This is a genomic window from Psychrobacter immobilis, assembly GCF_904846065.1.
Lineage (GTDB): Bacteria > Pseudomonadota > Gammaproteobacteria > Pseudomonadales > Moraxellaceae > Psychrobacter > Psychrobacter immobilis_H.
The window spans coordinates 2,818,625-2,843,728 of the sequence record NZ_CAJGZV010000001.1; the positions used below are offsets into that span (position 1 = coordinate 2,818,625).

A 25,104-nucleotide genomic window follows, 5' to 3' on the forward strand; every position below is an offset into this window, starting at 1 on the left:
ACAGCTCAGAGCGCAGGCTTGTCATCGTAATGGCAGGCTTGGCTGTGAGGCAATCATATGGTGATGAGCAAACAATATAGCGGTAAATAGCCCTCTGTTCATTAACATACACACTTTATACAGACTACTCAATATAAAAGATTGCTACTTGAGTTCGCAAACTGTCTTGACGGTCAATAATGTCATAGTTATCAAAACCTTAATAGCAATAATCGATAATCTTTCAGCAATTTATTAGCGAACATTTATTCATTAATACTCTTCATAGTGTTTTATTGTTAACTATTTTTTACCTTTACTATCAAGGGCAGTAGCAAGCTCTGTTAAGGTCACAAAGTTACGCTGTGTACTCTCTTTATCATTATCTAGCACGTCACGACCTGTCGCCTATTGTGACTTATGCCTTTTTAATTTTGCCAATATCCTTTACGATAGCGCTATCCTATTTGTACGCTTGCACCAATTATTTATACCTATTAAAACTGATAAGTGAACCCTATTTTATGTCCGATGTTATTGATCATACGATTGACCCTATTATTCCCAATGAACCGATGGATACTCGCTCAGTCGCAGAGTTCACTGAGCAGGCCTATCTCAACTATGCGATGTATGTCATCATGGATCGGGCGCTGCCAAATATCGCTGACGGTCTAAAGCCTGTCCAGCGCCGCATTGTTTACGCCATGAGTGAGCTGGGGCTAAAATCAACGGCAAAAGCGAAAAAATCTGCGCGTACCGTCGGTGACGTCTTGGGTAAATACCATCCGCATGGTGACAGCGCTTGTTATGAAGCTATGGTGCTCATGGCGCAGCCGTTCAGCTATCGCTATCCGCTCATTACAGGTCAAGGTAATTGGGGTAGCCCAGATGATCCTAAATCTTTTGCCGCCATGCGTTATACCGAAGCCAAAATGTCGGCTTATGCCAATACCTTGCTTGCAGAACTCGGACAAGGCACGGTCGATTGGCAAGATAACTTTGATGGCACCATGCAAGAGCCAACCACCCTACCTGCCCGCCTGCCAAATATCCTATTAAATGGCACAACAGGTATTGCAGTCGGCATGGCAACCGATATTCCACCGCATAACCTTAATGAAGTGGTACGCGCAGCCATTCGTCTGCTCAAAAACCCAGAGTTGTCGGTTAAGCAGCTTACCCAATCGATACCCGCGCCTGACCTACCAACGCCAGCGGAAATCATCACTAGCAAAAAAGATTTGCAAGCGATGTACGAGACTGGACGCGGCAGCTATAAAATGCGCGCGACGTTCCATGTTGACCCTAAAGAAAAGAATCTCGTCATCATTGACGCGCTGCCTTACCAAGTCTCAGGCAACAAAATCCAAGAGCAAATCGCCAAGCTCATGACGGATAAAAAACTGCCTTGGATTACTGATATTCATGATGAATCAGATCACGAAAACGCTTGTCGTATCGTACTTGAGCTAAAATCAACCCGAGTCGATGTCGCTCGCGTCATGAGCCACCTGTTTGCCAGTACGGATTTAGAAAGCAATTACCGCGTCAATATGAACATGATTGGCTTAAACGGTAAGCCGCAGGTCAAAAACCTAAAAGAAATCCTTGATGAATGGCTAATATGTCGCCGTTCTGTGGTCACGCGCCGTCTGCAATATCGCCTCGATAAAATCGACAAGCGCTTACATATCCTCGCAGGTTTGCTGATTGCTTATCTTAATATTGATGAAGTCATTCGCATTATTCGCGAAGAGGACGATCCAAAATTATCGTTAATGCAAGATTATGACCTCACTGAAATTCAAGCCAATGCTATTTTGGATATTCGTTTGCGTCAGCTAGCAAAGTTAGAGGAAATTGAGCTACGCCGCGAGCAAGATGAACTGGCTGCCGAACGTGCCATCATTCAAGAGTATTTGGACAATCCAGACAGCCTGACCAATCTGATGATTGATGAGCTGACAGCTGATATGAAAGAACATGGCAATGAGCGCGTATCACCACTGGCAGAGCGCGAAGAAGCGCAAGCATTAAAAGAATCTGACCTTGTACCGAGCGAACCAATCACTGCCATCCTATCAAAGGCAGGTTGGATTCGTGCTGCCAAAGGTCATGATGTTGACGCTGCTGGCATGAGTTATCGTTCAGGTGACAGCTATCAAGCGCACGTCCGTGGCAAATCCAATGAGAAAATCTACGTGCTCGATAGCACTGGACGCAGCTATAGTATTGACGCACATAGCCTTGCTTCGGCTCGTGGTCAAGGCGATCCTCTGACCAGTGTGTTAAAACCACCAGCAGGTGCTAGCTTTGAGCAGCTATTAACCGGTGCTGACGATCAGCGCATCATCCTCGCTAGCTCCGCAGGGTATGGTTTTATCAACACCATCGGTAATCTTGATAGTAATCAAAAAGCGGGTAAAAACATCATTAACCTAGCGGCTGATAGTCGTTTGCTCCCTGTTGCGCGTATCGATGCGCCAGTAGAAACAGCTAATAATGCTGACAGTGACAATACCAATGCAAAGGTAGCGCCTGACCATATTGCTGTCGTGACCAATGCTGGATATTTGCTGATATTTGCCCTCGATGATTTACCTGAACAGGCACGCGGTAAAGGTAATAAGCTAATTAAATTGAAAGAGAATGAGGAGGTGCTCGCCATTACGCCTCTCAGTCAGCAAGACAGCCTAATTATTACCGCTGGCAAACGCCATGTGACACTTAAGCCAAATGATTTGGCTAACTATACGGGAGTCCGAGGCAATCGTGGTGGACAGTTGCCAAGAGGCTTTCAGAATGTGACGAGTGTTGAGGTTGCGGGTTAAGTTTTTTGAATACTGAAGCAAAAGCTTAGCTATAGCTACTACTTCACCTAAAGCTTTAAATAAATAAAATGTATGAAAAAGAAGGTAGAGATGCACGAGCAAATACCTAATAATTATAATCAAGAGCGATTTTATTCAGTGCATGGCAGAATAGGCCGCATTCGCTTCTTAGCGTATAACCTATTACTTAATATCATGCTCATACCTTTAGTTTTAATTACTGGCGGGCTGCTTGAGATTAGCTCTTACTTATTTAGTGATGACAGCAAAATTACTGATGCTTTAAGTTTTTTGATTGTTATTTTGGCTTTTTTAGTGTATCTCTACATCTTACTCATACCTAGCAAGCGCAGGCTTAATGATTTAAATATATCAGGTTGGGTATCTCTTTTGTGGTTCATTCCGGTAGTTAATCTAATACTGTTACTATGCCTTGCATTTGTTAAAGGAGATATTAATGTTAACGATTATGGTACACCTTCTGAACCACCTTCGTTATTAACTAAAATTATAGCGGTGTTAATGCCTATTATAGCCATCTTTATGATTATATTTATTTTTTTATCTGCATCAATTGCTATGCATGCCTATCAGTTGGATTTTTTCTAACGACTAAGTCAGCATACTTTATCGCTGCCCAAACATACCTTATTCTCACCAAAAAGCCGACTATATAATTTGTATCGACGGCTTTTTCACACTAGCTAAAACGATACAAACGTTAATAGCAATCTACTTCAAGTGTGGTCTTAGTGCGTAGGGTGCATTCCACACACCGATGAGATTAATAACGTTAAAAAATAGAAAACTGGACGCAGTTTACGACTTTAATTATTAGTGACTATATGAAAGCTTTAGCAATAATTGTATCTTTTTTATTTTTATTCTGCGCACTTGCAGGAATTTTGGTGATTCCCACTTTTGAAGAACTATATAAAAGTTTTGGTGTTGATATACCAGTATTTGCTAAGCTAGTGTTAAATACTCATAAATACTGGCTAGGGTTAGCTTTGATCCCAATACCCTTGGTTTATTTATTGGAACCGTCAAAAAAATGGCAAGCTACCACTCAATATTTTCTCTTAGCTTTGGCTATTCTTCTTATTCCTTTGACCATTATTGCTCTTTATTTGCCTATATATGAATTGGGTAGCGTAGCTGGTTAAATGATAGCAACAAACGTAGGCTGTGCTTTTAGTGCATAGGGTTGGTAGCATAGGCTAAAAACTTAGCCTACGAATACTAATCTACAAAGGTAACTATTCTATTCATTAATAGCATTACGCCTATCTCATTTTGCTACTAAATCTCTTAAACTTTAAAATTTTGCATTCGCAAAAGCTGCATATAAAAGTCCAGCGCCTACAGCTTGGATAGGAAAAGTGACTATGTCTACTGCCATGGTCACTGGCAATAGAACAACGCCAAGCTTATTAGCATGATCACTAACTTCCCATTTTTGATTCAATTGAATCGTTAAAGGTTGTTTTAGCTTATGGTTTATCTGATCAATATTCTGTACTGCAGAAGCTACTGTCAGCTCAATGCGCACTATACGCTGACAAATCATATTTTGTTGCTCGGCAATAATTGCTGTCTGACACTCAAAACCGAAATTTTCCAACTGTAACTGCTCATTGCGCTTTATTTCATTTATTGGCTTTGCATACAACAAGCCAATAAATGTTGGTATATCTTTAATCTTACTTGTTTTATTACCATCTATATTAATAACTAACTGGTTTGAATTGGCTTGAGTTTTTTGCTGAACATTGTAAGTTGAGTATGAGGGTAGAGTATCGATATATAGTGAGCCTAAATCTACTTGAGCGAAAATTCTTCTAAATATATCAGAAGATGTGTGAGAGTCGACCGCAGGTTGCACTAAAAAACTATAGTTTTTACCTGCTAGAATCATAGCATCCTCGTATCCTTTTATTGGCTTATTAGGATATCCAACGGCAATAACGTTCTCAGATAAGACATTTTTTACATGCTCTTCCACATGATTAGTTTTAGTGTAACTTACAAGACTTGCAGTCGCACAACTATTTAATACGATTGATGAACCTAAAAGCGTTACTAATAATAGAGGTAATTTTTTATACATATAGTCCCTTATTTATATGGAGTATCATCATTCATTTCTAGTCGACACATTTTGAATAGTAAAATGATTTAAGTAATAGTACACAACATATGTAGAAGTACAACGCTCAACCTTTACGATCTATAAATATAAGATATTGAAAACAACTAAAAAGCCGCCTATACACAAGGTATAGACGGCTTTTTTACGCTAGTTATAATAGAGAACTTATCTAAGGCTTATTGGATTCAGCATCTTTAAAAACTGCTGTCAAAAAACTTTTAATCTGAGCACTTGTCATTAGATAGGGATTATAGTCAGAACCTGCTGAGAAGCTTTTGAGAGCATACTCTTCATCTTCAGCGCTTGATGTTAGATGTTTCACTAAAAACCCATTCCATTGACGCGACTCTATTTCCTCTATATTAACAATATTGGGAAAAATGGTTGAATGCTCGTCAAGTATCTTTTCTAAGGCAGTATTGATAGCGGGTCTTGTCCCTTGAAAACTTTGAACGAAATAACCTTCACTAATGACTAAAGCTGAAGCTGAAGCTATATTGTTTTCTTCAAAATACCTTCGCCAATACTCAAGTGCACGAGTCAGCTCGATTCCCGAATCTAGGTCGACATTTTTGGCGATATATATCATGTTGATAAGAATATGCTCGCCATTTATTTTTTTGCTTTCTGGCGTATGGCTTGTCGCTATAGTCATGAGAAACCTTATTTATAAAAACCTGATCTAATTTAAGATAAAGTATAATCAATAAAAATTTTTTCTTAGTGGTTTTTTGTCATCTAACATCATTGTATTTCTAGAAATAAGCATTGGAATTTTAATGAGTTAGAACGCTGTTACTTCTCAGAGTACAATTGTACTATAAAAATTGGCACAATGACTGCGATATCATTATTCTAATAATTAACAAGTCTAATCTATATTTTCCTATAGCACGGTCTCAACCCTAACATACGACTGACCCACGCTTACTCATGGCTCAGACGTTGCAAACTTCACTTACTCTTACCAAAAAGCCGTCTATACACACGGCATAGACGGCTTTTTTACGCTCATTAAAACGATCAAAGCATCAATACCGACCCATCTCAACCGTTGTCTCAGCAAGCAAACTATCGCCTTGCCTGCACATCTACCGTATACAGATGGTTTTTGCCACCTGTACAAGGTGGTTTATACGCCCCTCCCGCTTCCCCTGTACGGCTACGATATTCCGCGACCATCTCAATCCCAACTGGCACTTCATAAGTATGCCCAAACACACGTAGAATCTCAGCATTCGTAGCACCTTCTGGTAGGTTAAACTCTACAATGCCATGTTCACCATGTTGCATACGTTTATTGCTCACATCGTTGTAAACGAAAACCAAGCTCTCCGCACCCATCGGTATGTTTGAGACCGTCATGCTCGGCGTGGCTGGGTTTTTGCCATCATAATTTAGACACTGCTGCCCTTCAGGTATTTTTTTGCCATTCCAAGCAGCATCGTTAAACTTAACATCCATTGCAAAGGCATTGGCAGATAGTGCCAATGTTGCTAAAGCCGTCAAAATGGTGACTGATTTTAAGGTAAAAATTTTCATACTAGCTCTTTTAGATAGCGGATACACTGATAAAAACCGTTCATCATTTTGTTAACTGATATTGATCGTTAATCTTAACCTTATAATAAATAGCCACTATTAAGTTAATTATATCGTTTAGGGTTTTTGTTAACCCTTCGAATAAGCGCAAATTAATCGCAATGCCAGCAAAGCGAATACCGCAGCAGTAGCCAAATTTGCATCATCGCAGGTTACTCTATAGGTATTTATCTCTTTGGGTGTGTTGTAGTAGTATCTAAATCATTGGTATTCAAACGACTAAAAAACAATAGGATCATCATGTTTATCGAAGACAAAATCGCCAAAGAAAGTATGACTATCAAGACTCCGACACCCAAGATCATCTTTTTTGACATCGATGATACCTTGAGCCGCAATGGCATCATTGCCGAACACAACAAAGCGACCCTTGAGCAGCTTGCAGGTACTGATATTAAGCTGGTGATTTCAACGGGACGCTCCAAAGCCATATTGCCAGTAGATATTTTAGCTTTACTCGAAGCTGATGTCTTAGATGCGATTATTTGTATGAATGGACAGTATAGTTTTGATAAAAAGGGTCGGATTAGCCACTATCCGTTATCCGCTGAGCAAACGGATACAATCGTGCGTCTGTGCCAACAGAGCGAGTTGATTCATAAGTTTGACTCTGCCACCCATCTCGCTTGGTCAGGTGAAAATGAGCGCTTGCGCGAGTTTAATGCCATCACGCCAAACTCTATCGTTGACCCTGAATACCATAAAGGGAATACCGTCTATCAATGCTCAGTATTTTTTAACAATCAACAAGAGAAAATGCAGGACGTCGATTTTGCCCAGTACGATTTAAAGCTCGTCCATTGGCATCATATCGGCGCAGATATCTTACCGATAGAGGCATCCAAGGCGCGAGGCATTAAAGACGTCTGTCAATACTATGGGGTAGATGCCAGTGAGTGTATGGCGTTTGGTGATGGGATGAATGATTTAGAGATGTTTGACTTGGTTGGCTATGCGGTGGCGATGGGTGATGCAAAGCAAGAGTTGATTGCGCGTGCAGACTTTGTTACGGGTACGATTGAGGAGCGCGGTATTCAGTCGGTACTTGAGCAGTTTCATATTACGTCTTAATAATCAGACTTTGCAAATTGCTATTTATCTAGGACGTGTCCTTATTTTAAAAATGAGGACACGTCCTAGATAAATCTAATCACGCTTCGTCATTAAACTATAAACCCAACTACCGATTTTATAAAATCCAACAACAATCAAAATAAGCACCACCGCTGCCAGCATATAGGCCAACCAAACAGGCACATTACTCAACCAGCCAATCGTAAATGCCAAACCCATGTACGTTTCAACCGGCCAATTAACGATAGGTGTCGGCGAGCCAGCGTTAAACATGGTCATAAAGGCAATTATGCCAAGCACAGCAGTAATCAGTCCAGCGCGTTTACGATTATTCATCTTTTGCCTCTTTTAATTCGAACCATTTAATTAACATTCGATTATTTTTATTTTATCGGTACTCTTTGCACCTTATAAAAACCACGTTGTAAACTCATGGCTTAAGGGTAAAGCAGCTCTCATCATAGCATGATTATTTACGCTTATTATCTTACTCAAATTCAGCAGTAAATCTCATATTTGTGCTTTTATAGATTCTTCAGCCATTCATCAGCGCCACTTTTAGCAATATTATGAAGAACGAATGTCTTCCTTGCCCTTTAAATTCTTAACAATCATAGCCATAATAGTTTCACAACTGGCTCGATACCTTATATTCAGCACTTAGGTATTTAGCCCTTAGCTTCCATTATCTATCATTTAACTTTTTACTCATTTGCATCATTCTTATTTAGGAGAGATATTTTGACTCATTCATCATCGCCCCACAACATTGCTCGTAGCGCTCGTATACTACCAAAAGCACTATTAGCCGTGGCTGTTGGGCTAGCACTTGCTAGCTGTAGTAAGTCAGATAATACGGCGGCTGATGGTACAGCAGCGAGTGCTGAAACGCTCAATCTGTATAACTGGTCAGAGTATATGCCGCAAGAAATCCTTGACGGCTTTACTGAAGAGACAGGCATTCGGGTCAATTACACCACCTTTGATTCTAACGAAGCTATGTACGCCAAGCTTAAATTGCTCGATGACTCTAGCCAATATGACTTAGCCATCCCATCAACATATTATGTCGAAAAAATGGCCAAAGAAGGCTTGCTGCAAGAGCTCGATAAATCCAAATTGAGCAATTTTAAGAATCTTGATACGTCTTTTACCAATACCAAGGTTGATCCAGAGAACAAATATTCGATTCCTTATATGTGGGGCAGCACCGGTCTTGCCATTAATGGTGACAAGGTCGATCCTGCAACCGTAAATAGCTGGAACGATTTATGGCGTCCTGAGTATAAAGGGCAAGTGATGCTGATGAACGATATGCGCGAAGTGTTTGGCATGGCGCTATTGACCCTTGGGCATTCAGGTAATAGTAAAAATCCTGACGAAATCAAAGCCGCTTATGAGAAGCTCACGACCTTGATGCCAAATGTGAAGACCTTTAACTCGGATGCCTCGCGTATGCCTTATATGGAAGGCGAAACCACGGTTGGTATGAGTTGGAATGGCGAGGCAATTATCGCCAATAACGAAGGCTTGACCAGCTTGGTTTATAAATATCCAACTGAAGGCGCTATCTTGTGGATGGATAATTTTGTGATTCCGAAAAACGCCAAACAAGTTGATGCAGCCCACAAGTTTATTGACTACTTGCTGCGTCCTGAGAACTCTAAAATCGTCAGCGAAGAGATTGGTTATGCGTCACCCAATATGGCTGCGCGTGAGATGATGCCAGAAGAGGTGAGAAACAATCCAACCATCTATCCGAGCAAAGACGTACTGGCAAAAGCGGAGTTCCAAGAAGATGTCGGCGATGAAGCATTGCAAGTCTATCAGCAGTATTGGGATAAGCTAAAAACTGGTCGTTAATATAGAAGGCTAGAAGAACACACCCTAAAATATTGTTTAAATAAAAACGCTGACTTGGGAGAGTCAGCGTTTTTTATTTATTCTTTATTGGCTGTTATTTAGCTTTTATAGTCGGTTCAATATAATTTGGATACAAGGAAGGCGAGCGAAAGTACTACCAATAGTAGACTAAGCGAGCCTGACACCGTATCTGATTTATATAGGATTGACTAATTTATAAGTGCAAATCGGTTTCACTACCTTTGTGCTCGATACGGCGCTGCTCGCGGCGTTGATAGCGCAGACCAGAGGCGGCAAACCATTGCGGCTTAGTCGTTTGCAATAAATCACTGAGCCGCTGCAATTGTACTTGTAAGGTTTGCGTGAGCCAAAAATAGCCTTGCCATTCAAAGCCTAAGTTTTCTACACTTGGATATTCTGATACCGCGATACGCGTAATCGGTCGAAATACTTCATCATTTGGACTACGCAATACAGCTGCCATATGCTGCATCGCTTGCGTCAATTCGTGCTGATAATGGATAAGTAAAATATGGTTTTCATCGTCAATTTCAATATTGGCCAAACGCGGTGCCGCACTTAACAGCAAATCAATGGTACCAATGATATTACGATGGGTACGCTGAATGGTTTCTAGTGTTTCCTTTTCAATACCCGATTCGCTCGCTGTCGCTGCAATATGCGGACGCACAGCTAGCAAACGCTTATTGATTTTTTGTAGCGCCTTGACCAAAGATTTATTGACCGGTGTATCTGGTATAGAACTGTTCGATGGATAAATAATACTGGCCGAACTGGTCGCCTTACTATACTTAAACGGCTTGGGCACTAAGACATCCGCATCAATATGATTGCCCACCCCTGCATACAAATTGCTGCAGGTTTCAAGATTACTGGCCAATAAAAACCGCCACATCAACGTCGACTTCAACGGTAAAATTAACGTTGCGGCCACCGCTACTCCTGCACCAAGCAAAATATTGAACGCGCGATATAAGCCATCTTGGGCAATATTGCTGTGGTCAGGACTCGACACAATCATCAGCATGGTAATACCTGTCAGCAGACCGATATAGCCCAATTGCTTGACCGCCACATAACCAATAATGCCACTGATAATGCCAATCAGCCCATAATACAACCACAGCCAGCCACCGATATCTTTAATCAGCCATAAGAAGCTAAGCCCAACCACCACCCCAAGCAAAGTACCCAATATCCGCTCTTTAGCCTTGGTATAAATCGCCCCTTGATATTGTAACAAACCCAAAATCACAAACACGGTAATGGTCGTCCACTCACCATGCGGCAAGTGCGTAAACTCATTTAACAAGAGCGCAATAAGTACAGCCAGACCCAAACGTATGGCATGCAAAACATCTGCATGCTGATAACGGGCATAAGGCTCTACAAACGGGGCGGTAAATCGTTGCCAAAAAGTCGGTTTCACGCAGGGCATCTCTTATAAGTGAAGGAAGAAAAAATCGGTTAAATTGTAGCTACTGGCTTAACTATTGATAAATCGATGATAAAGCGATGATAAAGTCATGATCAAAAAATAACGCCTTTTACCTATTAAAAGATAAAAGACGCTGAAGGTCAAAACATGCTAGCACATAACGACAAAAAAACACCCTAACAACATAGCATTTGGCTATTGGTAATGCTGAAAGGTGCTGACAAATACTTGCCAGCATCTCCTATATTTACAAGTGTAAATCGGACTCGCCCCCCTGCTCTTTCATTCTACGCTGTTCACGCTTTTGATAGCGCAGACCAGAAGCAGCATACCACTGCGGTTTGGTCATTTGTAGCAGATCACTTAACTGTTGCAGTTGTGCTTGCAACGTTTGCGTCAACCAAAAATATCCTTGCCACTCAAACGTTGCATACTGTACGCTAGGATATTCTGATAGCGCAATACGCGTAATAGGTCGAAAAGTCTGATCGCTTGGACTGCGTAGTACTGCCGCGATATGCTGCATGGCTTGGGTGAGCTCGTGTTGATAGTGAATCAGTAGCGTATGATTATCATCGTCGATATCGATATTCGCCAAACGCGGTGCTGCACTGAGCAATAAATCGATGGTACCGATGATATTGCGATGGGTACGCTGAATCGTTTCTATCGTCTCTTTATGAATGCCGGACTCGCTTGCTGTTGCAGCGATATGTGGACGTACTGCGAGTAATCGCTTGTTTATTTGCTGCAGCGATTTTATCAACGCTTTATTGACAGGCATATCTGCAGTAGTGCTATTTTGAGGATAAGACAGGCTAGCTGAGCTTTTTGCTCTAGTATAGACAAGCGACTTGGGAGCCACTATTTCAGCATCAATATGATGTCCGACACCAGCATAAAGATTACTACAGGCTTCTAAATTATTTGCCAATAAAAATCGCCACATCAACGTCGACTTTAGAGGTAAGATCACTGTCACCATGACCGCAATACCTGTACCGATTAAGATATTGAGTGCACGATAGACACCATCTTGCGCCATATTAACTTGATTCAAATTAGAGACGATCATCAGCATAGTAATGCCAGTGAGTAATCCAGTATACCCTAGCCGCCTGACCGAAAAATAACCAATAATCCCACTAATGATACCAATAAGCAGGTACTCTATCCCTAGCCAAGCACCCGTCCCTTTATTGAACCATAAGATTGCAAATGCCACGACAATACCCAAAACCGTGCCTAGTACTCGCTCTTTGGCTTTGGTATAAATAGCGCCTTGATACTGTAGCAATCCTAAAATAATAAAGACGGTGATCGTCGTCCATTCCCCATGTGGAAAATGGCTTATTTGATTGGCTAACAGCGCAAGTACAATGGCTGCACCGATACGTATGGCGTGCAAGATATCAGCGTGCTGATAGCGCGCATAAGGTTCAATGAATGGTGCAGTAAATCGTTGCCAAATTTTTGGTTTCACGCACAGGTACTCTTATTAATTGAAGAATATATAGTCAATGAAAAGTAATATCGAACCATCATCTACTGCTGATATCAAAAAAAACGTCTCTTACCTGTTAAAAGGCAAAAGACGTTTGAGATCGAAATAGAGTGTTCAATAATTGGATGTAAACCAAACCCATTATACCTCTAAGAAGTCCAAAATACCTTCAGCGGCTTCACGACCTTCCCAAATCGCGGTCACGACCAAATCAGAACCACGTACCATATCACCACCAGCAAATATCTTGGGGTTTTTGGTTTGGAATTTAAAGGTTTGCTTTTCTGCTGCCAGCACGCGACCAGAGCTGTCCATTGCCACTTGCTGAGACTCAAACCAGTCAGCAGGGCTAGGACGGAAGCCAAAAGCCATAATTACGGCATCACATGGGATAATTTCTTCTGAATTAGGAATCGGCTCAGGACGCTGACGACCACGGTTGTCTGGCGCACCCAAGTGAGTCGTGACGACTTTCACGCCATTCACTTTACCATTTAAGCCAATGATTTCTGTCGGTTGACGATTGAATAGAAACTCAACGCCTTCCTCTCGAGCATTGACCACTTCGCGGCGCGAACCTGGCATGTTCTCTTCGTCACGGCGATAGGCACAGACGACTTGCTCAGCGCCTTGGCGAATACTGGTACGGTTACAATCCATCGCAGTATCGCCACCACCTAGCACTACCACTCTTTTACCTTTAAAGTCGATATATTCTTCAGGATTTTTTTCCCAATCGTTGCAGCGATTGACGTTGGCAATTAGGTAATCTAGCGCATCATGAACGCCTTCTAGTTCTTCACCAGCAAAGCCACCGCGCATATAAGTATAAGTACCCATGCCCATAAATACCGCATCATACTCGCTTAACAGTTCATCAATACTAATATCAGTACCGATTTCTGTCTCAAGACGAAATTCCATGCCCATGCCTTCAAAGATGACACGGCGGTTACGCATGACGTCCTTTTCCATTTTAAATTCTGGAATACCAAAAGTCAGTAAACCACCAATTTCAGGACGCTTATCAAACACAACTGGTTTTACGCCGTTTCTAACGAGTATATCCGCACAGCCCAAACCTGCTGGCCCTGCACCGATGATCGCGACTTTTTTGTCTGTCCAAACAACATCAGACATATCCGGACGCCAGCCAAGTGCAAAGGCGGTATCGTTGATGTACTTTTCGACATTACCAATGGTCACAGCGCCAAAGCCATCATTTAAGGTACAAGCGCCTTCACATAAGCGATCTTGTGGACAGACGCGGCCGCAGACCTCAGGCAACGTATTGGTGCGGTGACACAATTCAGCCGCTTGAAATATCTGCCCTTCGGTGGCCAATTTGAGCCAGTTAGGAATGTAATTATGCACAGGGCACTTCCATTCACAATAAGGGTTACCACACTCCAGACAGCGGTGCGACTGCTGCGCAACGGCTTCACTCTCAAACGGTTTATAAATTTCAACAAATTCCGTTGAGCGCGTGGCGATGTCTTTTTTGGTCGGCTCAAGCCGTGGTACATCTAAAAACTGAAAACTATTTTCTAAGCGTTTTGCCATGGTATTGTCTCTTTAATATGAGGCTTTTTATATCAAGCTTTTTTAAAGTGGGCGGTGACAGTCAACGATGTCTCATTTATCGCAAAATTAAGAGGTTTATATCGTGACTGTCACTTACCTGCTGAAAACCTCTAAGTTAAAAGGCTTTTAAAAGCGGAACATTGGATAATCCAAGCAAAGCTATTGTGGGTCAGCCATGGTGGTTTTGAGAAGGCTCGCAATGTTTGCCGCTTTAGGCTTCACCAAATAAAACTTACGAACATAGTGCTCAAAGTCAGCCAATATCGTCTGACCCCACGCGCTGCCTGTTTTATTAACATGCGCTTCGATCACTTGCTGCAAATGGATACGATGCTCTTCGGTTTGCTCACTTGAGATACGATTCAGATCGATCAGCTCATGATTGCAACGGTCAAAGAAGTCCCCTTCCATATCGAGCACATAAGCAAAACCACCTGTCATACCTGCCCCAAAATTGAGACCCGTACGCCCAAGAATAGTGACAATACCACCTGTCATATATTCACAGCAATGATCGCCTGTGCCTTCGATGACTGCGTGCGCGCCAGAGTTACGCACTCCAAAGCGCTCGCCAGCAGTACCAGCTGCATATAGTTTGCCGCCCGTTGCGCCATATAAGCAGGTATTACCAATGATGGCGGTCTCTTGCGCCGTAAAGCTTGAGTCTTTTGGTGGATAAATAACAATCTCACCGCCAGCCATGCCTTTGCCGACATAATCATTGGCATCGCCTTCTAGCTCAATATTTAGACCACCTGCATTCCAGACGCCTAAACTCTGCCCAGCAGTACCAGTCAGATGCAGCTTAATTGGCATATCACTCATGCCAAGGTTGCCCCATACTTGCGCAATCTCACCAGAGATACGCGCGCCGATAGAGCGATCACAGTTACCGACATAATAGCTATAATCGCCGCCATTACCTTGACGAATATTGAGCAGCATATCACTAATCATCTGTTCAGCAAGTAAGCCTTTATCAAACGGCTCATTACGCTCAACCTGACAGGTTTGGGCTTTACCACTACTGGCCGGATGGCTAAATAGTAATGGCGTTAAATCCAAATGACGCTGCTTATCCGTGTTGCCTTCTAATACTTCAAGCAAGTCAGTCCGTCCGACCAACTCTTCCATACTACGCACACCAAGGGCGGCAAGCCATTCGCGCGTTTCCGTTGCTACAAATTTAAAGAAGTTAATGAGCATCTCTGCTTCACCAATGAAATGCTCGTCACGTAGCTTGGCTTTTTGCGTCGCAACCCCAGTCGGGCAATTATTAAGATGGCAAATGCGTAGGTATTTACAACCAACGGCTATCATCGGCGTGGTACCAAAGCCAAAGCTTTCTGCCCCAAGGATAGCGGCTTTTACCACATCAAGTCCTGTCTTTAGACCACCATCAGTTTGAATACGAACTTTATGACGCAAGCCATTTACTCGTAGTGATTGGTGGGTCTCAGCAAGTCCTAGCTCCCATGGTGACCCTGCATGATGGATAGACGATAGCGGAGAGGCTGCTGTGCCGCCATCATAGCCTGAAATGGTGATTAAATCGGCATAGGCTTTTGCCACACCAGTCGCGATAGTACCAACGCCCGGACGTGAGACCAGTTTCACCGATACCAAGGCATCTGGATTGACTTGTTTTAAGTCAAAAATCAGCTGTGCTAAATCTTCGATAGAATAGATATCATGATGCGGTGGCGGTGAAATCAACGTCACACCCGGTACAGAATAACGTAAGCGCGCAATCAGAGCATTGACCTTACCACCCGGCAGCTGACCACCCTCACCCGGCTTGGCACCCTGTGCAACCTTGATTTGCATCACTTCTGCTGAACGCAAATACGCTGGGGTGACGCCAAAACGACCCGAGGCAATTTGTTTGATCTTTGAGTTACGCAGCGTGCCATAACGTACTGGATCTTCGCCGCCCTCACCAGAGTTTGAACGTCCACCGATGGTATTCATCGCCATGGCAATCGCTTCATGGGCTTCGGGTGACAACGCCCCCAACGACATGCCCGCCGAGTCAAAGCGCGTCAGAATAGCTGAGATATCCTCTACGTCATTCACATCGATAGAGTTATCTGTTTTTAATTGCAATAAATCACGCAAGGTCGCCACAGGACGGCTATTCACTAAGTTGGCATAATTACGATAATTATCATAATCACCCGTACGAACCGCGGTATGCAGGCTATTAATCACGTCTGGGTTAAAGGCATGATATTCTTTGTTGAAGACAAACTTCAGTAAGCCACCTTGATCGAGTGGCGCGCGGCGCTTGAAAGCATTCGCCGCTAGCTGTGCTTGATCGGCAGCTAAGTCAGCAAAGGTCGCACCTTTAATACGACTCTGTACGCCTTTGAAACACAGGCTCACCACCTCTTCAGAGAGACCCACTGCTTCAAATAACTGCGCGCCGCGATAAGAGACAATGGTCGAGATGCCCATTTTTGATAAGATTTTTAGCAAGCCTTTATCCAAGCCTTTACGGAAATTAACCCGCGCTTGAATCGGATCACCAAGCAGCTCACCAGTCGCTACTAAGTCATCAATAACATCATAAGCCAAATAAGGATAAACGCAGGTCGCACCAAAACCAATCAAGACTGCCACTTGATGCGAGTCGCGCGCCAAACCAGTCTCAATGATTAAATTAGCATCAGTACGAATACCTTGACCAATCAAATAATGATGCACCGCACCAGTCACCATGATGGCATTGGCTGGTACTTTATCGGCATCGATGTCTTTATCAGACAACACAATCAAAGTGTGACCAGCTCGGATGCTGTTAGCTACTTGCTCGCAGATAGCCATGATGGCTTCTGATAACTCAAGGGTGCGATCATAGTTTAAATCAATACGCGCCATTTTAAAGGCTGGATCGCCCAAGGTCTCAAGTTGCTGCATCTTGCTGGCGGACAATACCGGCGACGATAAAATAATACGGTGTGCATCTCGCGCTGATGGCGCAAACACATTGGTTTCAGCACCGAGGCAGGTCTGCAATGACATCACGATAGATTCACGCAATGGATCAATCGGTGGATTGGTCACCTGTGCGAACTGCTGACGGAAAAAGTCACCGACATGGCGGATTTGCTGCGACAACACTGCCATGGGCGTATCATCACCCATTGAACCGACGGGCTCTTGACCATTTTCGGCGTTGGGGCGGATAATTTCAGTACGCTCTTCATTGGTGATGTGATACATTTTTTGCAGTGTTTTTAGCTCATTACCACGGCATGTTTGCGCTGCTAACTCTTCCTCTAAACGCTCATCATCACGGATACGGGTTGCTTCTTCACGCAGCCATTTACGGTACGGATGGGCTTTTTTCAGTAATGTCGCAATCGCTTTAGTATCTAAAATTTGACCCGTTAAAGTATCAATAACGAGCATTTGACCAGGGCCAACGCGTCCTTTTGCCAACACATCTTTTGGCGAGTAATCCCACACACCAACTTCAGAAGCAACGGTGATGTAGCCGTTCTTGGTCGTCACCCAGCGCGATGGGCGTAGACCGTTACGATCAAGCATACAGACCGCATAGCGTCCATCTTGAATCACCAAACCTGCTGGACCATCCCACGCTTCCATGTGCTGCGAATAAAACTCATAAAAGGCGCGCAAATCCATATCCATGCTATCGACATTCTGCCAAGCAGGTGGCACGAGAATCGACATCGCATGGAATAGATTCATACCACCTGACATGAGGACTTCAAGCATATTATCTAAGCTTGATGAGTCAGAGCCCGTACTGTTCACCAGTGGCGTCAATTCATTCAAATTGGGCAGTTTGTCTGATTTTAGTTTTGGCGTCCGTGCCTCAGACCAGTTGCGATTGCCTGTGATGGTATTCAACTCGCCATTGTGGGCAAGATAACGAAACGGCTGCGCCAAAGGCCAACGCGGCAAGGTATTGGTGGAGAAACGTTGATGAAATACCACGATATGCGATGCCAAACGCGCATCTTGTAGATCCAAGAAAAATGCTGGCAAGTCTGATGGCATCACCAAACCTTTATAGATAATCGTCTGACAGCTTAATGAGCACACATAAAACAGCTCATCATCAGCCAAGCGCTGCTCTGCTTTTTTGCGTGCGACAAACAGTTTACGATTAAAGTCATCCGCTGCCAAATCATCGGGGGCGTTGACAAACACTTGCTTAAAATCAGGTAAAGTCTCACGGCCAATGTCACCGACGATGCTCAAATCAAGCGGCACATCACGCCAGCCAGCAACCTCTAATCCTTGGGCGACAATCTCATCGCTCAGCACTTGCTGGCTATCACGAGCTTTTGTCTCATCTAAATTGACAAAGATCATACCAACTGCAAAGTTGTCAGTAATCGCGAACCCTTGCTCAGCAGCAATACCTCTAAAAAACTCAATAGGCGTCGCCAGTAGTAGACCACAACCATCACCCGTTCTACCATCAGCAGCAACACCGCCGCGATGGGTCATACAGCTTAGACTATGAATAGCAGTTTTTACCAAATCATGGCTGGCTTGTCCCTCAATATGAGCGATCAAACCAAAACCACAGTTATCAGAAAAATCATCTGGCGTGGCCAGGTGGGTTTGCGAGGAAATCATTGACATGGCTAGTCCTTTTAGGTGAACGGGCAATTTATGCATCCAATGCAGATCATAAACTGAAGACCGTAAGCAGAACGGGCTAATAATTAATATTCGTATATCCGAATTAATAAATGGTGTGACGCTCATAGACATCATACTTTGAGACTGAGGTGAAAGCTCTGGCACTCCCAGTCATTGAATGATGTTTCAATAGATCATTAACATATTAAAAGATAGTAAACGGTCGCCCTTGGCAATGACATACAGCCCTGTATACCCGTTACGTAGTCATCAATAACGCAATGTCGCTATCTTGAGTGTCACTTGTTATCACACCATGCCTAGCAATCCAGACTGATTGACTACGCATGTAATAACCGTGCATTTGACTAATTTTGAATATCTGACGCTCTGTAATCAAGCGCTTCATTCACTCTAAAGAGAGCGATAATAAGAGAGGTTGCGCCACTTGCGATAGCTTAATTATAGATAGCAAGTGACAACGCTTGAGACAAAAAATTTTAGTAACGTATCTTTTAAATGATAGAAGTTTACCAATTCATTGTTAAAAAACAATTTTTACGATAACTATACAGAACGTCGCCCACAGTTATATTAGTTAATGACGGACAAAAAATCTAGTCTTTTCTATCGATTCACCCACCATATTTTGTAAGAGAACTTATTACTATTGGTTATAGGATGATTCAATGTTCTATGCAAATTTTGATACATAGTATCTGTGACAAGGCTTAGTTGAGATACTTAATTAAGATCAACTTCTTTTGGAAATGTATTTTTAGCACTAATTATATGCTTTATGATGCTCCACAAAAAAACCCACTAACCAGCTTGTCAGTGGGCTTTTGTCAATCATAGTGATAACGAGGTTATCATAACTATCAACGATATGGTCAAAGGACAAACATACTCTAATTAGTTTTGTCTTCTATCAGTGTTTTTATGCTGTCGTTATTGCTCTTAGGAGGATTGCTATTCTTGCTAGGAGCGTTTGCGCCAGAATTTGTGCTACTGGTACTATTTGGCGGCTTCGGTGTTGCGACTACTGGGGGTTTTTTAGTGGTATTTTCAGTGCCTGATGTCGCTGGCTTTTTATTCTCTGGTTCAGACTTAGTTCCACTACCTTCATTTTTAGGCGTAGTAACAGATGATACTTCCTCTTCATTGCCAACAATACGCTCTTCAGTGACCGATAAAGTATCGGAGGTATCCGCTGACTGACGGATACTTTCATTGTCGCTGTTACTGGCAGTTTCTTGACTGCTACGACCAGCATTGTCCCCATTATCCGTTTCTGGCAGTGGCTGGCGCACTGGTACTTCGCGCTTAGTCGGTTTTAGATCAACAGAACGTGTGCGTCTGGTGCTCAAATCTTTAACTGGATCAGGGCGTTCATAATTATCGATGATACCGACATAACGATTGATCTCTTCTGGCAACACACGCACATTGGCTGGCAACTTAAAGTCTATCAGTTTTGCCGCGCCAACCGCTTCTTGTGGACTACTCATGAGCCCATAAGTTAACATATAGCGGACTTGATTTTCATCATCAAGATAACGGAAATAAGCAAATTTATTACGGTCTGCGCGGCCTTCTAGATAACTGACAATCACATCGTTTTCGGCGACATTCATCACCTGCACTGTCCATTTACCTTTATTCGCCAACAAATAACGTTTGTCTTTAAACTCAGCAGGATAATTGCGCAAATCACGTACCGTCGTATCAAAACTAATGGGCTGCACGTCGGTATCAAGCTCGTGTAACGACTCTATTTTTAAAGGCTGCTCAAGCTCAGCACTCAATGGTTGCGGTGCTGATATGGGGGCATTTTCAATTTTGGCACCCATTGCTGGCGTTTGACTAAACATCCAAATCAGAGCCGTGACCACACCCAGCAGCAAGGTCATTATCAGCCAAATCAACGCTTGACGGCGATATGACTGGCTAGCGGTACGCGGCGTCGATCTTGAAGCTGCCATGGGAGTATCCTTGGTGAAAATAAAGTTGACTGCATTCAAGAGATGCGCAGTAAGTAGAATAGCGGCGAGCCAGCCTGCTTTAAACCGTTGCGTTCAGTGGGTATTCACGAGCACTAAAGCTTTAAGACATTATACGCGGTATTGTGACAATACCTCGTGCAAAAGATCTTCATCGAAATCATTGGTCAATACGGCCTGACCTAGTGATTTTAACAAAATCAGGCGGATTTGTCCGTGCTTTACTTTTTTATCATGTCCCATCAAGCTTAGCGCCGTTTGTGTATCAATGCGTGGCGGGGTGATAGGCAAATTTGCCAAGGTTAAAATACGCTTAATACGAGCAACGTCTTCGGCCGTTAACCATCCCATTTTCTGTGATAACTCTGCGGCTTGTACCATGCCAGCAGCGACTGCCTCACCGTGTAGCCAATTGCCATAGCCTTCATGTGTTTCAATGACATGACCAAAAGTATGACCGAAGTTTAACAATGCTCGCACGCCTGACTCTCTTTCATCTTGCGCGACGACATCCGCTTTATACTGACAGCAGCGTTTTACGGCATCACCAAGTACCGCTAAATCCAAATCCATCATCGCTGGCAGATTGACTTCCAGCCAATCTAAGAACGTGACATCCATAATGAGCGCGTATTTAATAACCTCAGCCAACCCGGCTGACAACTCGCGCGCTGGCAAAGTCTTGAGCGTACTCATATCAGCAAGTACCATTTGCGGCTGCCAAAAAGCGCCAATCATATTTTTGCCTTGAGGATGATTGATGCCCGTCTTACCACCAACGCTCGAATCCACTTGTGACAGTAGCGTGGTTGGAATCTGAATAAAATTCACACCACGCATAAAGCTTGCTGCAGCAAAGCCCGTCATATCACCAATAACGCCACCACCTAGAGCAATAAGCGTAACGTCACGATTAAAATGCTCGGCCATCAATACATCGTAAATTTGATTGATACTGGTCTGATGCTTATATTGCTCACCATCTGGCAATACGCAAACACGCACAGTGAACTGCTCTGTTAACTCTTTCTCTAAAGCGCTTAGGTATAAAGGCGCAACAGTATCATTAGTGACAATCAATACTTGGCGACCACGAATATAAGGTGTGATCAGCTTTGCCATACTGTTGCGATCTATCGCTGTTTTCTCAGTAATGACGATTGGATAGTCATGGCTTTGCGTATGAACCGTTAAACCGTCATGAAACAGTGGCGTTGCCATTAAACACTCCCTAAGCATTTTGAATAAGATAAAAGTAGCTGAGCTTAACTAGGGCGCGTCCTGATTTTTATCGCCATTTTTAAATGAGGACACGCCTTGATAAAGTTTATCATTATGGTTAATTTTCTTTATCTTCTGGTGCTATAGCAGTCGAGTCAGTAAACGACTCTAGTTGCTGTAAAAGCTGATTGACCATATGACGGGGATAAGTATGACCAGTTGGCATAATAATATGAGCGACTTGGCGATATAAGGGATCACGAGTGCTATATAAATCTTGCAAGATTTTTCTAGGATTTGGCTGCTGTAACAGTGGTCGTGATTTGTCTTTAGCCGTGCGAGCCATTTGCACATCAACTGGCGCATTCAAATAAACCACGATACCGCGCTGATGCAAAAACGCTCTGTTTTCAGCACACATCACAGCGCCACCACCGGTCGCTAAAACGATTTGGTCTTTTTGAGTCAACTCATCGATGGCGCGCGTTTCACGCTCACGGAAGCCCGCCTCGCCTTCTTTAGCGAATATCCAAGCTATGTCAGCCCCTGTCTGCGATTCAATGTACCAATCGCTGTCTACAAAGGTGCGCCCCAACTGCTTAGCCAGCAATTTACCGATGGTTGTCTTCCCTGCTCCCATCGGCCCTACTAAAAACACCGACGGCAATTCCTCCACCATAATACTTACTCAGCTAAATTAGCTATGATACAACGTCATTGATATTCTGGCTAGTAATGAGCGTTGATTATTGTTAGTAAAATTCAATCAATATGAAAATTTTTCCATAAAAAAAGCAAGCGTTGATGCTTGCTTCTTTTGAGCGAAAACCAATCAATAAATGATTAATCTATGCGGCTAATACCATCATTGATTAATTTTGGCGTGATAAATATCAATAACTCTTCTTTAGAATTACTACGCACGTCTTTACGGAAAGCGCGACCAATATAAGGCAGGTCTCCTAAGAACGGTACTTTATCAACACCATTGCTGGTACGATTCTTAAAGACACCACCCAACACAACCGTTTGACCATCTTCGACAATAACATTGGTTGAAATAGAGTCTTCAGCAATAGCAACCTGATTATTAATAATGGTTGGCGTACCGTTAGTGATTAACAATTGCAAACCGATTTTACCATCTGGGGTGATATTTGGTGTGGCCTCTAAACTCAATGCTGCTTCTTTAAAGCTAGTGGTAGTTGCTCCACTGGCAGACGCTTCTTGATAAGGAATCTGCGTCCCTGAAGAGACTTTCGCCGTTTGCTTGTCTGCTGTCAGAATCTTCGGCGTAGAAATCACTTCACCGCGATTATCCGCTTGCAGTGCTGACAATTCAAGATCAAGCATCACATCTGACATACTAAGCAAGCCAAAGGCAATACTACCAGCGGGGTTGGCAACCCCTAAATCGACGTTTAAGTTATCAGGACGAGTAATATCGTATGAAGGATAAGAAACCGTTTGACCATTTACCGTCGTCGTTTCTACATCAAAGTCTTTTAAATCCCATAACGTTTGATTACTACCACCGACCAATAAATTACGGTTATTAGCAGCACCATTTGACAAGATACCCCAACGAACCCCAATCTCTTTACTAAAGCTATCAGTGGCACTCACAATACGCGCTTCAATCATGACCTGACGGACTGGAATATCAATTTTACCAATCAACTTATGGATATTTTCGATACTGTCAGCCACATCTTTAATAATTAAAGTATTGGTACGTTCATCTACCGTTACCGTTCCACGATTAGACAATAAGGTATTGTTATCAGCAGCATTTGCATTGCTGCCACCTGATGAGCCACTGCCTTGAGAAATAAGTGTCAAAACATCTGGCGCTTTTGCATAGCTAAGACGAATATATTCTGTGCGTAATGGCGCAAAAGACTCAACCGCTTGCTGCGCTTCAAGCTCACGTGCTTCTTGCTCAGCAAGCTCGGTGGAAGGCGCAACCAAAATGACATTGCCATTTTCACGCTTACCAAGATTTTTACTCCTTAGAATAATATCTAGCGCTTGATCCCATGGGACATTAATCAGGCGTAAGGTGATATTGCCCGCGACTGAATCACTAGCCACAATATTCATTTCTGTGAACTGCGCTAGGATATCTAAGACACTGCGAATTTCAACGTCTTGAAACTCCATAGATAGCGCTTCACCGCTATAGACTTTTTCTTCAAGTGTTGGCTCACGTAGTAGCTCAGGTTTTCTGATATTAATATTCAGCTGATTGCCTGATTGATAAGCCTGATACTCATAATCTTCTTTAACATTAATAGTAATTACACCATTTTGACCTTGGTTTTTAGTATCAATACTATCAACCAGACCACTATTAATATTCAAACGGCGCAATAAATTTCTTGGCACGGTGCTACCCGTTAAGCGTACCACTAACTTGTTGCCTTGACGTTGGACATCAACGGGAATGGCTTCATTGGTAAGTGTGATGCTAACGTTGCCACCACTATCATTTCCTGCGGCAAAATTGACGGCACTCAAACCATCATAGCTATATTGCTTACTCACTTGCGATGCAGCAAGTTGTGGGCTTAATAATGGGTTAACTCTGACCACCATGGTATCAGCAGGCACTTGATTTTTAACCACCGTTTTACTGGCTATATTGACTGCCGATGCACTACTGGTTTCTACAATCGGTGTAACGACTGCTGTCGTCGTGATCGCATTATTGTCATTGAGTACGTCTTGGATAGGATCATTGGTCATTACTGGACGATTAGGATCAGTAATGGTCAATAGTAAATCGTTACCTTCAATCGATGTCGTATAGTTACCTGCCTGTTTTAGCTCAACAATCAGGCGCGTAGTACTGTCACTATTCAACGTCGTGACCTTATCAATCATACCAATATTGTATTCATTAAAGCGACTAGCAAGTCCATTCTGCACTTTTTCAAAATCTAGTACCAAACGGCTAGGGTTATCAAGCTGATAGGCGGCAGGTAACACTGGTAAACCGTCAAATCCCAAACGCATTTGCGTCACTGCTGGTGCAATTTGTACCACAGAAACTTCGTTAATGCGCTGTGCGGCATGGGCACTATTACTCACTGCTACCATGCTGATTGCCAATGCTGAAATGGCAAAAGCAGAAGATACGCGGTTGCTCATCATCGTTACCTTGTTATTGCGTACTGTCATTATTTATTCCTCAAAAAATCTGC

17 protein-coding genes are annotated in these 25,104 nt (G+C 42.9%); 5 read left to right on the forward strand and 12 right to left on the reverse strand.

What is annotated here, in order from left to right:
- The first annotated feature begins 503 nt into the window (after positions 1 to 503).
- The 3 genes from parC to JMW64_RS11745 all read left to right on the forward strand — a co-directional run bounded on the left by parC (position 504) and on the right by JMW64_RS11745 (position 3,979).
- Positions 504 to 2,813, forward strand: a complete 2,310-nt coding sequence (gene parC, locus JMW64_RS11735) for a DNA topoisomerase IV subunit A (RefSeq protein ID WP_201554820.1) — start codon at positions 504 to 506, stop codon at positions 2,811 to 2,813.
- Positions 2,814 to 2,885: 72 nt separating this feature from the next.
- Positions 2,886 to 3,422: a DUF805 domain-containing protein gene (locus JMW64_RS11740; protein WP_083475709.1), complete on the forward strand. Its 537-nt coding sequence runs from the start codon at positions 2,886 to 2,888 to the stop codon at positions 3,420 to 3,422.
- A gap of 236 nt (positions 3,423 to 3,658) precedes the next feature.
- On the forward strand, positions 3,659 to 3,979 hold the full coding sequence (locus JMW64_RS11745) for a hypothetical protein (protein ID WP_055124816.1): 321 nt from the start codon (positions 3,659 to 3,661) through the stop codon (positions 3,977 to 3,979).
- Positions 3,980 to 4,131: 152 nt separating this feature from the next.
- On the opposite strand, the gene JMW64_RS11750 is transcribed toward JMW64_RS11745, so the two are convergent.
- From JMW64_RS11750 to JMW64_RS11760, 3 genes are all read right to left on the reverse strand, one after another.
- Complete coding sequence (locus JMW64_RS11750; protein ID WP_201554822.1) at positions 4,132 to 4,923, reverse strand: hypothetical protein; 792 nt, start codon at positions 4,921 to 4,923, stop codon at positions 4,132 to 4,134.
- Positions 4,924 to 5,134: 211 nt separating this feature from the next.
- A complete protein-coding gene (locus JMW64_RS11755; protein WP_201554823.1) occupies positions 5,135 to 5,620 on the reverse strand; it encodes a hypothetical protein in 486 nt (161 codons plus the stop codon).
- Positions 5,621 to 6,036: 416 nt separating this feature from the next.
- The gene (locus JMW64_RS11760; RefSeq protein ID WP_201554824.1) at positions 6,037 to 6,507 is read right to left on the reverse strand and encodes an RNA-binding protein; all 471 of its coding nucleotides are present in this window, start codon (positions 6,505 to 6,507) and stop codon (positions 6,037 to 6,039) included.
- Between the two features lie 300 nt (positions 6,508 to 6,807).
- Here JMW64_RS11760 and JMW64_RS11765 point away from each other — a divergent pair, with 300 nt between their 5' ends.
- Positions 6,808 to 7,638, forward strand: coding sequence for a Cof-type HAD-IIB family hydrolase (locus JMW64_RS11765; RefSeq protein WP_227694205.1), 831 nt, complete (start codon positions 6,808 to 6,810; stop codon positions 7,636 to 7,638).
- A 75-nt stretch (positions 7,639 to 7,713) separates the two neighbouring features.
- Here the strand turns inward: JMW64_RS11765 and JMW64_RS11770 are convergent, their stop codons facing one another.
- A complete protein-coding gene (locus JMW64_RS11770; protein ID WP_201554825.1) occupies positions 7,714 to 7,977 on the reverse strand; it encodes a hypothetical protein in 264 nt (87 codons plus the stop codon).
- A 405-nt stretch (positions 7,978 to 8,382) separates the two neighbouring features.
- Between JMW64_RS11770 and JMW64_RS11775 the strand changes: the two genes are divergently transcribed.
- Positions 8,383 to 9,504, forward strand: a complete 1,122-nt coding sequence (locus JMW64_RS11775) for an ABC transporter substrate-binding protein (protein WP_227694207.1) — start codon at positions 8,383 to 8,385, stop codon at positions 9,502 to 9,504.
- A 214-nt stretch (positions 9,505 to 9,718) separates the two neighbouring features.
- Here the strand turns inward: JMW64_RS11775 and JMW64_RS11780 are convergent, their stop codons facing one another.
- From JMW64_RS11780 to pilQ, 8 genes are all read right to left on the reverse strand, one after another.
- Positions 9,719 to 10,963, reverse strand: a complete 1,245-nt coding sequence (locus JMW64_RS11780) for an FUSC family protein (RefSeq protein ID WP_201554826.1) — start codon at positions 10,961 to 10,963, stop codon at positions 9,719 to 9,721.
- 247 nt (positions 10,964 to 11,210) lie between these two features.
- Entirely contained in the window at positions 11,211 to 12,446 is a 1,236-nt protein-coding gene (locus JMW64_RS11785) for an FUSC family protein (RefSeq protein ID WP_201554827.1), read from the reverse strand.
- Positions 12,447 to 12,608: 162 nt separating this feature from the next.
- Positions 12,609 to 14,030, reverse strand: a complete 1,422-nt coding sequence (locus JMW64_RS11790) for a glutamate synthase subunit beta (RefSeq protein WP_201554828.1) — start codon at positions 14,028 to 14,030, stop codon at positions 12,609 to 12,611.
- A 180-nt stretch (positions 14,031 to 14,210) separates the two neighbouring features.
- The gene (gene gltB / locus JMW64_RS11795) at positions 14,211 to 18,674 is read right to left on the reverse strand and encodes a glutamate synthase large subunit (protein ID WP_201554830.1); all 4,464 of its coding nucleotides are present in this window, start codon (positions 18,672 to 18,674) and stop codon (positions 14,211 to 14,213) included.
- A gap of 911 nt (positions 18,675 to 19,585) precedes the next feature.
- Positions 19,586 to 20,659 carry a hypothetical protein gene (locus JMW64_RS11800; protein ID WP_201554832.1) on the reverse strand — a complete coding sequence of 358 codons (1,074 nt, stop codon included), beginning with the start codon at positions 20,657 to 20,659 and terminating at the stop codon, positions 19,586 to 19,588.
- Between the two features lie 129 nt (positions 20,660 to 20,788).
- Positions 20,789 to 21,898, reverse strand: coding sequence for a 3-dehydroquinate synthase (gene aroB, locus JMW64_RS11805; RefSeq protein ID WP_193009077.1), 1,110 nt, complete (start codon positions 21,896 to 21,898; stop codon positions 20,789 to 20,791).
- 118 nt (positions 21,899 to 22,016) lie between these two features.
- Positions 22,017 to 22,577 (reverse strand): shikimate kinase AroK, encoded by a 561-nt coding sequence (aroK, locus tag JMW64_RS11810; RefSeq protein ID WP_045453412.1) that lies wholly within the window; start codon positions 22,575 to 22,577, stop codon positions 22,017 to 22,019.
- 164 nt (positions 22,578 to 22,741) lie between these two features.
- Positions 22,742 to 25,081: a type IV pilus secretin PilQ gene (pilQ, locus tag JMW64_RS11815; RefSeq protein WP_193009078.1), complete on the reverse strand. Its 2,340-nt coding sequence runs from the start codon at positions 25,079 to 25,081 to the stop codon at positions 22,742 to 22,744.
- Positions 25,082 to 25,104: the final 23 nt, after the last annotated feature.